An 8990-nucleotide genomic window follows, 5' to 3' on the forward strand; every position below is an offset into this window, starting at 1 on the left:
GCGTGGCGGGTCGTCCCGAATTACCCAGACAGCCGATCTGTGGACGGGGGCTTCGTTGTCCACTGTTGTCCACAGAAGCCCGACGTCACCAGACCATCGGCGTTCACACACGAGGGACCCGTACCGTCGATCGAGAGGCTTGACTAGGCTCGACACCCGATGAGCGACGGAACTTTCGACGATGCGTTCGTCGGTGATCTCGACCGACTGCTGCGGTGGCGACGCGACGTCCGTAGCTTCCGCCGCGAACCACTAGAACCCCACGTGCTCCCCAAAATCCTCGAGGCAGCCGAGTTGGCTCCGTCCGTGGGTAACAGCCAGCCGTGGCGCTGGGTCGAGGTGCGGTCCGCCGAAGCCCGGCAATCGGTGCGTGACAGCTTCACCCGCTGCAATGCCGACGCACTGGACGGTTATACGGGCGAACGCGCACAGCTGTACTCATCGCTCAAGCTCGCCGGTCTCGACGACGCTCCCGTCCACCTCGCCGTGTTCTGCGAACCCACTGTCGTGCAGGGCCGGGGACTCGGCCGACAAACCGTGCCCGAGACGCTGGAGTATTCGGTCGTCACCGCGATCTCCACGCTCTGGCTGGCGGCGCGGGCCCGCGGCATCGGCGTCGGGTGGGTGTCGATCATCGAACCCGACCAGGTGGCCGCGGCACTCGACGTACCGTCCGCCTGGAAGCTGGTCGCCTATCTGTGCATCGGCTACCCCGCCCACGACTCCGACATGCCCGAACTCGAACGTGTCGGTTGGCAGGCTCGGACGGGCGCCAGGGAACGCTTCTTCGTGCGCTGACACCAGATCGTGACCCCTCGAACCGCGCGATCTCGACGCAACTCCAGTAACAATAGTCACGTCATTAACATCTGTCACAACAGTTAATGGAGGACGCGCGTGTCGAGCCGTCTCACCACGAGTGTCCGGCTGGCGCTCGCCGGGGTCATCGCTTTCAGCGGGACCGCCATCGCCTTGACCAACGGCGCCGGCGTCGCGAATGCCGCGCCGTGCGGCAATTCGAGCACCGGGTCCAGCTTTCTGGGGTTCGGCTCGAGCGGTTCCAGCGGGTCGGAGGGTTCCTCGGGCAGCTCGAACATCCCGAACCCGGGTCCGCAGGCGCCGCTGGTGCCCTATGTCGGGTCCAAGTCCCGCACGGTCGGCTGGGTGACCGGGCCGCACAGCACCAACCGCACGTTCAGTCGGTTCGGCATCGGCGGCACCGACCTCGGCGTCGCCTGGGACAACGGTCGCGGCCAGACACTGATGGCCTTCGGGGACACCTTCGGCAACTGCAACGCACCGGGTCAGCAGTGGCGACACAATGTGCTGCTCCGCACCGACGACGACAACCTCGCCAACGGGCTGTCCGTTCCCGACGGTCGCGTCGGCGACGTGACGTCGGGAACGGTGATCGCGCCGGGCCAACCGAACTACGCGCAGGAACTGATCCCGTCGGTCGGCCTCTCCAATGTCGAGGTCACCACCATCCCCACCGCGGCCATCTCCCTCCCCCATGGAGACGGTTTCCGCCAGTACATCAATTACATGTCGGTGCGATCGTGGGGTTCGGCGGGCAACTGGGTCACGAACTTCTCGGCGATCGCCCATTCCGACGACAACGGACAGACCTGGATCACCGACCAGGACACCATCCTCATCAATGCGCCGGTCTCACTCCGACTGCCCGGCGAGCTCCGTCCGGTCGAGTTCAACAACGGCAAGTTCCAGCAGAACGCCTACGTGCGCGGCCGGCCCGGTACGCCCGAGGCGGACTACGTCTACCAATACGGAACGCCGAACGGGCGCTTCGGCGCCGCATTCCTGGCCCGATTCAAACCGGCCGACATCCTGAAGCTCGACGCGTACGACTACTGGGCGGGGAAGGATCGGGGTTGGGTGGACGATATCGCCGCCATCCCCGATGACGGCTCGGCGATCGTCGCCCGGCAGCCGGTCACCGAACTCTCGGTCGCCTGGAGTCCCTACCTCGAGAAGTACATCATGCTCGACGGCGACAACGACATCACGCTGCGCACCGCCGACCATCCCGAAGGTCCGTGGAGCGCACCGAAAACCATCGTGCCCCGCGGGGCACTGGTGCTGTACGGTCCGATGATCCTGCCCAACTCCCCTGCATTGCAGGGTGATTCGAAAGATCTGTATTTCAATGCATCACGGTGGAGCGACTACAACGTGATGCTGATCCGCACCGACCTCAGCAAACTCTGACCGGCCTCACACGTACACGCCTCGGTGATGTCGCACCCGCGCACGATCCAGGTCATCGGGCGCGGCTTGATCGAGCCGCACGCTGACGACGTCGAACCGGATCTGCGACCACCGGCGGTCCTGCCCGGCAAGCCACAACCGGGCGAGGCGACGCATCCGCGTGAGCTTCGTCGGCGTGACCGCCATGACCGGATCGTCGTACGTTCGGCTCGCACGGGTCTTGACCTCGACGATCACCAGGATGGAACCGTCGGCGGCCACGAGATCGAGCTCGCCGTAGCGGGTACGCCAATTGCGTTCCAGGACAGTCCAACCCAGCGAAATCGCGTAATCCGCCGCCACATCCTCACCGAGTCGGCCGATATGGCCACGTCGATCGGGGCGAGGATGTCCGCGCGGTTCGGTGCTCATACCGATCAGCGTCGCGCAGAACCGCTTTCGACAACCGTGTGAGCGAGCTGCCAGCCCCGATCTGTGGACGATGGGCGCGTTGTCAACAAGTGCCCGCGCGCGATCAGGGCTCGTCGGGCAGGCGCAGTTCGGCCTTCTCGAGCTCTTCGATGTTGACGTCCTTGAACGTGATCACGCGGACCTGCTTGACGAAGCGCGCCGGGCGGTACATGTCCCACACCCACGCGTCGCTCATCCGTAGTTCGAAGTAGACCTCACCGTCGGTGTTGCGTGGGATCATCTCTACCGAGTTGGCCAGGTAGAAGCGCCGCTCTGTCTCCACCACGTAGGTGAACTGTCCGACGATGTCCTTGTACTCGCGGTACAGAGAGAGTTCCATCTCGGTTTCGTACTTCTCGAGATCCTCAGCACTCATCCTGTCAGCCTATCCCTGTTGTCGTTTGCGCTGGTGACCACACGTGCCGCGACATTACGGTACGACATGCGGTGTTGTGGTGAGGGCCCTGCGGCGTCGATGCGCGACATGTGCAGCGCCGTGCTGTAGCCCTTGTGGATGGCGAAGTCGTACCCGGGCAGGTCGTCGTCCATCGCGACCATGATCCGATCCCGGGTGACCTTCGCGATGATGCTGGCGGCGGCGATGCACGCGGCTGCCCCGTCGCCCCCGATCACCGGCAAGGACGGCGCGGTCAGCCCGGGCACGGCGAAACCGTCCGACAGGACGTACCCCGGCTTGACGTCGAGCGCCGCCACCGCTCGCCGCATGCCCTCGATGTTGGCGACGTGGATTCCGATGCGGTCGATCTCCGCGGCCTCGATCACCACCGCACTCCAGCTCTGCGCGTAGCGGGTCACCGAGCGGTACAGCCCGTCCCGGGTGCGCTCGGTGAGACGCTTCGAGTCATCGAGTTCGGCGAGCGAGACCAGCTGGGTGGGTTTGAGCACGCACGCGGCCACCACGAGCGGCCCGGCGCAGGCCCCGCGGCCGGCTTCGTCGACCCCCGCGACGGGTCCGAGACCCTGCCGATGCAATGCGAATTCGAACGTCCGCAGCCCCGCGGCGCGGCGGACGGGAGAACGTGGTGGCCATCGAGTCGTCACAGCGGTCTCATCATTGCTGCGGATTGAACGACCCGACACCACCGATCCGCGAGAAGGGATAGATGATGGAACGGACCTTGCCGCGGATGTCGCTCACCGGAACGGTGCCCTGGTACTGGTCTTCGACGTGGTAGCGCGAGTCCTGCGAGTTCAGGCGGTTGTCGCCCATCACCCACACATTGCCCTCGGGAACCTTGATCGGACCGAAGTCCGGACCGAGACAAGGGGGCACCTGATCACCGGGACCGGCCACGCCGGGCCCGAACGATGCGACCGTCGCCTCCTGGAGCTTCATGTCGATATAGGGCTCGCGGAGCGGACGGCCATCGACCTTGACGCCGACGCCTTCGTCGTTGCGGCATTCGACGGTCTGACCGCCGGTCGCGATGACCCGCTTGACGAGATTGTTCTCGTCGGGTGGCGCGAAGCCGAACCACGAGAGCCCGTCCTGCACCTTGTGCATCACCGGGTTCGTCGAGCGCGGTGACACCCATGCGCCGTTCCACGACTCCGACGGTCCCTTGAAGACGACGACGTCGCCGGGGTGCGGATCACCGAAACGGTACGTGAGCTTGTCGATCACGATGCGGTCGTTCGTGCAACCGTCGCAGCCGATGAGGGTCGACTCCATCGACTCCGACGGGATCACATACTGCCGACCGATGAAGGTCTGCAGAACCCAGGTGAGGAGCAAGACGCACCCCACGATGATCACGACCTCGCGCAAGAGCGAACCAGATCCGGATTTACGCTCACCCCGCTCATCGGCGGGGTCGTCCCGGTCGGTCTTCAACCGCCATGGACGTTTGGCGTCAGAGTCGCGATCGCCGTCGGGGGCGTCGTGGGGTCGCTGTGTGTCGGCCACCTCGTCAGGTTAGACGCGTCAGCGCTTTTCCTTGATCTTGGCTGCCTTGCCGCGCAGATCGCGCAGGTAGTAGAGCTTGGCGCGACGGACGTCACCGCGGGTGAGGACATCGATCTTGGCGATGTTCGGGCTGTGCACAGGGAAGGTGCGCTCGACGCCGACGCCGAAGGACACCTTGCGGACGGTGAAGGTCTCGCGCACGCCGCCACCCTGACGACGGATGACGACACCCTTGAACACCTGGACGCGCTCCTTGCTGCCCTCGATGACCTTCACGTGGACGTCGAGGGTGTCGCCTGCGCCGAAGTCCGGCACATCGTCGCGGAGGGACTGCTTGTCGAGGAAGTCGAGTGTGTTCATATGTCGTGGTCCTTGTCTGGCGGAAACGTTGAGCAGAGGAACCTGGCGGCCCGGGGGCTCGACCGGTTCGTGCTCCGAGTCGTTGGCGTCACTGCCGACGGCGTCACTGACGGCCCCGGAGACGGGGCATCGTCGGCAGGCAACCCGACTATTGTGCCAGAGACAACCCGGTCCGACGAAATCGCCGTGACGCTACGGTCGCGGGCCCAAGACCACGATGTCGGCGGCGTGCAAGGCGGAGATGGTGGCGGGGTCCATCGGGGTCGCCGTGGCGACTGCTCTCGGGGTGACACCGGCGTGCGCCATGTGATCGATGATCGCGAGTTCCGGCGCCCGGCCGTTGGCGGTGAGCGCCTCGTCGTCGGCGAGTTCGACCCCGGCCCGCTGGTACGGCTGCGGGTCGTTGGTCCCCACGACGACCACCCGCGCACCGCGGTCACCGGTCCCCACCCCCACCGCCGTCCGGAACCACCCGGCGATCGACGTCGGAACCGTCGTCTGCAACCGCTCGGCTCGCGCCCGCAGCCAGGTCAGGTCTGTCGCGCCGAGCCCCTCTCGGTCGGTGCGCCCCCGCGCGCCGGCCAGTCCCCCGAGCCCCGCGGCCGCGGCGCCCATCGCACCCATCGCACCGAGCGGCATCATCGGCATCATGCCGCTCGTCGCCGCGGGCGCACCCGCGGCCTGACCGGCCTCACCCGATCGTTCGGTGTGGTCGTCGCCCGCGGCGGTGAGCGCCATCCGGCCGGTGCTCGCGGCGTCGACCCGCCAGGTGTCGTCGCCGATCGTGGCGTTCACCTCGGCGCGCAGCGCGTCGCGGTCGGCGATCAGGGCGACCACCGACATCTGCTGCTGGGTGTCGGTGACCGTCCGGGCGTACGCCTCCAGCGACGTCCCCAATGCCCGGAGTCGTTCCGCCACCCCGGGCAGATCGGTCCCAGCGGTCTGCCCGAGCCCATCGGCGACAGCCTGGTGGAACCGGCCCGCGGACGCGTCCTGCGCCGTGTACGAGTCGGTCGCCGACGCCACCACCGCGGCCAATCCGTCCACGGTCTCGGCGAGCGCACGAGCACGCCGCGCCGAGTCGTGCAGGGCCGCGGCATCGGCGGTCGGCCATACACCGGGGGCCAACTCGCCGGAGATCCGCTCGGCCTCGTCCGGTGTCATCACGTGTCCGTCCGATCGATCGACGCCGACACCTCGACGTCCGTGCCGACGAGGGCATCGACGCCGGCGACGAGATCGCGCCGGTGCTCGGCGAGGCGGTTCTCCGACTCGCGCAGGCACTCGGCGCTCGCTGCACCCGCAGGCGAGAAGCCCTCCCGGAAGGCCACGGCGGCAGCACCGTCGCCCACCGCCGCTTCGATGTCGAGGAGCAGTGCGGAGAGTTCAACTCGCACGGCCGCGACTCCCGCGCTCGCCTCTGTCAGGCGCGCCGCCAGGTCGGCGGCGGCGCCGGTGTCCGCGGCGATCCGCGGGGTGTCGGCCGCTGCCACTGATCGCAGATCAGGAATTGCCATCGGCCACCACACTCTCGAGGCGGGCGTCCGCGTAGTCGATGGGCAGATCCGGTACGCCGGCGAGCACTTCGGCGGACCTGGTGCGCAGCGCGGTGTCCGCTTCGGCGATCAGCGTCGTGAGCAGGGCCGACAACTGATCCGCACGGTAGCGTCGCAGTGCGGCGGGTTCGATCGTGATGTCCACCGCGAGGCCACGTGCATCGACCGTCACCGCGACGAGTTTATCGTGACTGGTGGCCCGAGAGGTCAGTTGCGACAACGCCTTTCGGACGCGTTCGAGTTCGGCGCGCTGCCGGTCGAGTTCGTCGACCATGGCCGAATACCCCTGCATCGTCCCCCGAACCCCCTGCGAGTCGACATCCCTGGCGAGATCCTAGCCGGAATCGGGGGGATGATCCGCGGAGGAGTCCACAGCGCCCGGGAGGAGATCGGGTCGACGTGCGCGCGTGCGCTCGAGAGCCTGTTCGACACGCCACCGGGCCACCTTCGCGTGGTCGCCACTGAGGAGGACCGGCGGGACGTCGAGTCCGCGCCAGGTCACCGGCCGGGTGTAGCTCGGACCTTCGAGCAGGCCGTCGGAGAACGAATCCTCCTGATGTGAACGGGGATTGCCGAGGACGCCGTCGAGGAGACGCACCGTCGCCTCGATCATGGCCATGACCGCGACCTCTCCCCCGATGAGGACGAAATCCCCCAGGGAGACCTCTTCGACGCGCACGCGGCGGGCCGCGTCGTCGAAGACACGCTGGTCGATGCCCTCATATCGCCCGCACGCGAACACCAGGTGCTTCTCGGCGCTCCACCGGCGTGCGGTCTCCTGGGTGAACGGAACACCTGCGGGGGTCGGTACCACCAGCAGCGCATCGTCGGGGCACACGTCGTCGAGACACGGCCCCCAGACGTCGGGTTTCATGACCATGCCGGGTCCGCCACCGTAGGGCGAGTCATCGACGCTGCGGTGCACGTCGTGCGTCCACGCGCGCAGATCGTGGACCTCGACACTGATACGCCCCGCGTCGATTGCCTTGCCCAGCAACGCAACCCGCAGTGGATCGAGATATTCGGGAAAGATCGATACGATGTCGAGGCGCATCAGGGCGCCTCGTCGAGCGAATCCGGGTCCAGCAATCCCTCCGGTGGCTCGATCACGATGAGCTCGCGACTGACGCTCGGCACGATCTCGCGCACGAACGGCACGAGCACGTCACGGCCGTCGGCGGTCCGCACCGACAGCAATTCACCTCCGGGGAGGTGCAGAACCGATTCGACGACGCCGACCGCGGCGCCGTCGGCGAGTTGGACCGGCACCCCTTCGAGTTCGTGGTCGTAGAACTCGTCCGGGTCGTCGGACGGCTCCACCTGCGATGTGTCGATGAGGAACAGCGTGCCGCGCAGGGCGTCGGCCGAATCACGGTCCGCGACGTCCGCCAGGGACACCAACAGCCGCCCGGAATGTTCCCGGGCGGCTGTCACGGTGAAGTCCCGTTCCCCGGCACCACGCGGCAGACGGCCACGCAGCACCGAGTTCGGGGCGAAACGCATCTCGGGCTCGTCCGTGCGGACGTCCACGACGACCTCGCCACGGATTCCATGTGACTTGACCACACGGCCGACGACGAGATCCACGATGCGCTCGGTGTTCGGGTTCTCGGTCAGCGGTCGGTGTCGACGATGTCGACGCGCATCCCGCGTCCACCGATCCCGGCGACCAGGGTGCGCAGGGCGGTCGCGGTACGACCGTTGCGCCCGATCACCTTGCCGAGATCGTCCGGGTTCACATGGACCTCGACGAGACGGCCGCGGCGGCCGGTGACGAGATCGACCTGGACGTCATCGGGGTTGGAGACGATTCCGCGGACCAGGTGCTCGACCGCGTCGGCGACGACTGCGCTCACGCGTCACCCTCGGTGGCGGGAGCCTCAGCGGCCTCGTCGTCCTTCTTGGCGGCCTTCTTCTTCGGGGTGGTCGCGGCGGCGACGGGCTCGTTGTCGGCAGCTGCGAGCGCGGCGTTGAACAGGTCGAGCTTCGAGGTCTTGGCCTCGGCCGTCTTCAGGGTGCCCTCGGCGCCCGGCAGGCCCTTGAACTTCTGCCAGTCACCGGTCACCTTGAGGATCGCGGCCACGGGCTCGGTCGGCTGCGCGCCGACACCCAGCCAGTACTGGGCGCGCTCGGAATCGACCTCGATCAGCGAGGGCTCTTCCTTCGGGTGGTACTTGCCGATGGTCTCGATGACCCGGCCGTTGCGGCGGGTGCGGGCGTCGGCGACGACGATGCGGTACTGGGGGTTGCGGATCTTGCCGAGCCGCGTGAGCTTGATCTTGACAGCCATGTCTACTTCTCTTTCGTGTGGTCACTGCGCAATTCAGCAGTCCGCCCCGAATGGCGGACCCGGTTTTGCGTCTGTATCGGTGTGACCGTCGGGCGGCCGTGACCGGATCCGACGAACCAGCGAGCCATTGTGCCAGACCGGACGGCGGACACCGAATCCGACGACAGGGTCGGCGATC

14 protein-coding genes are annotated in these 8990 nt (G+C 67.1%); 2 read left to right on the forward strand and 12 right to left on the reverse strand.

The genetic code is table 11. The features are described 5' to 3' along the window. The first annotated feature begins 159 nt into the window (after positions 1-159). Positions 160-798 carry a 5,6-dimethylbenzimidazole synthase gene (gene bluB, locus ACFW3F_RS01160; protein ID WP_388053459.1) on the forward strand — a complete coding sequence of 213 codons (639 nt, stop codon included), beginning with the start codon at positions 160-162 and terminating at the stop codon, positions 796-798. Positions 799-897: 99 nt separating this feature from the next. Then, the gene (locus ACFW3F_RS01165; RefSeq protein ID WP_388053461.1) at positions 898-2229 is read left to right on the forward strand and encodes a DUF4185 domain-containing protein; all 1332 of its coding nucleotides are present in this window, start codon (positions 898-900) and stop codon (positions 2227-2229) included. 6 nt (positions 2230-2235) lie between these two features. Here ACFW3F_RS01165 and ACFW3F_RS01170 read toward each other — a convergent pair whose 3' ends face one another. The 12 genes from ACFW3F_RS01170 to rpsP form a co-directional block, all read right to left on the reverse strand. Then, entirely contained in the window at positions 2236-2640 is a 405-nt protein-coding gene (locus tag ACFW3F_RS01170; RefSeq protein WP_388053463.1) for a YraN family protein, read from the reverse strand. 103 nt (positions 2641-2743) lie between these two features. Then, positions 2744-3055, reverse strand: a complete 312-nt coding sequence (locus ACFW3F_RS01175; RefSeq protein ID WP_388053465.1) for a DUF2469 domain-containing protein — start codon at positions 3053-3055, stop codon at positions 2744-2746. After that, positions 3052-3741: a ribonuclease HII gene (locus ACFW3F_RS01180; protein WP_388053467.1), complete on the reverse strand. Its 690-nt coding sequence runs from the start codon at positions 3739-3741 to the stop codon at positions 3052-3054. Before ACFW3F_RS01180 ends, ACFW3F_RS01175 begins: the two co-directional genes overlap by 4 nt. Before the next feature lie 10 nt (positions 3742-3751). After that, on the reverse strand, positions 3752-4606 hold the full coding sequence (gene lepB, locus ACFW3F_RS01185) for a signal peptidase I (protein WP_388053469.1): 855 nt from the start codon (positions 4604-4606) through the stop codon (positions 3752-3754). An 18-nt stretch (positions 4607-4624) separates the two neighbouring features. Next, positions 4625-4966, reverse strand: a complete 342-nt coding sequence (gene rplS / locus ACFW3F_RS01190; RefSeq protein ID WP_388053471.1) for a 50S ribosomal protein L19 — start codon at positions 4964-4966, stop codon at positions 4625-4627. A 192-nt stretch (positions 4967-5158) separates the two neighbouring features. Then, positions 5159-6130 carry a hypothetical protein gene (locus ACFW3F_RS01195; RefSeq protein WP_388053473.1) on the reverse strand — a complete coding sequence of 324 codons (972 nt, stop codon included), beginning with the start codon at positions 6128-6130 and terminating at the stop codon, positions 5159-5161. Then, positions 6130-6483: a hypothetical protein gene (locus ACFW3F_RS01200; protein ID WP_388053475.1), complete on the reverse strand. Its 354-nt coding sequence runs from the start codon at positions 6481-6483 to the stop codon at positions 6130-6132. Before ACFW3F_RS01200 ends, ACFW3F_RS01195 begins: the two co-directional genes overlap by 1 nt. Beyond that, positions 6470-6814, reverse strand: coding sequence for a YbaB/EbfC family nucleoid-associated protein (locus ACFW3F_RS01205; RefSeq protein WP_388053477.1), 345 nt, complete (start codon positions 6812-6814; stop codon positions 6470-6472). Before ACFW3F_RS01205 ends, ACFW3F_RS01200 begins: the two co-directional genes overlap by 14 nt. Before the next feature lie 42 nt (positions 6815-6856). Continuing rightward, positions 6857-7576: a tRNA (guanosine(37)-N1)-methyltransferase TrmD gene (gene trmD, locus ACFW3F_RS01210; RefSeq protein ID WP_388053479.1), complete on the reverse strand. Its 720-nt coding sequence runs from the start codon at positions 7574-7576 to the stop codon at positions 6857-6859. Further along, positions 7576-8109: a ribosome maturation factor RimM gene (gene rimM, locus ACFW3F_RS01215; protein WP_388053481.1), complete on the reverse strand. Its 534-nt coding sequence runs from the start codon at positions 8107-8109 to the stop codon at positions 7576-7578. The genes trmD and rimM overlap by 1 nt, the downstream gene beginning before the upstream one ends. Positions 8110-8135: 26 nt before the next feature. After that, on the reverse strand, positions 8136-8378 hold the full coding sequence (locus ACFW3F_RS01220) for an RNA-binding protein (protein WP_188329004.1): 243 nt from the start codon (positions 8376-8378) through the stop codon (positions 8136-8138). Continuing rightward, the gene (gene rpsP, locus ACFW3F_RS01225; protein WP_388053483.1) at positions 8375-8812 is read right to left on the reverse strand and encodes a 30S ribosomal protein S16; all 438 of its coding nucleotides are present in this window, start codon (positions 8810-8812) and stop codon (positions 8375-8377) included. The genes ACFW3F_RS01220 and rpsP overlap by 4 nt, the downstream gene beginning before the upstream one ends. Positions 8813-8990 lie beyond the last annotated feature (178 nt).

It is taken from the genome of Gordonia sp. NPDC058843 (assembly GCF_042743165.1).
Lineage (GTDB): Bacteria > Actinomycetota > Actinomycetes > Mycobacteriales > Mycobacteriaceae > Gordonia.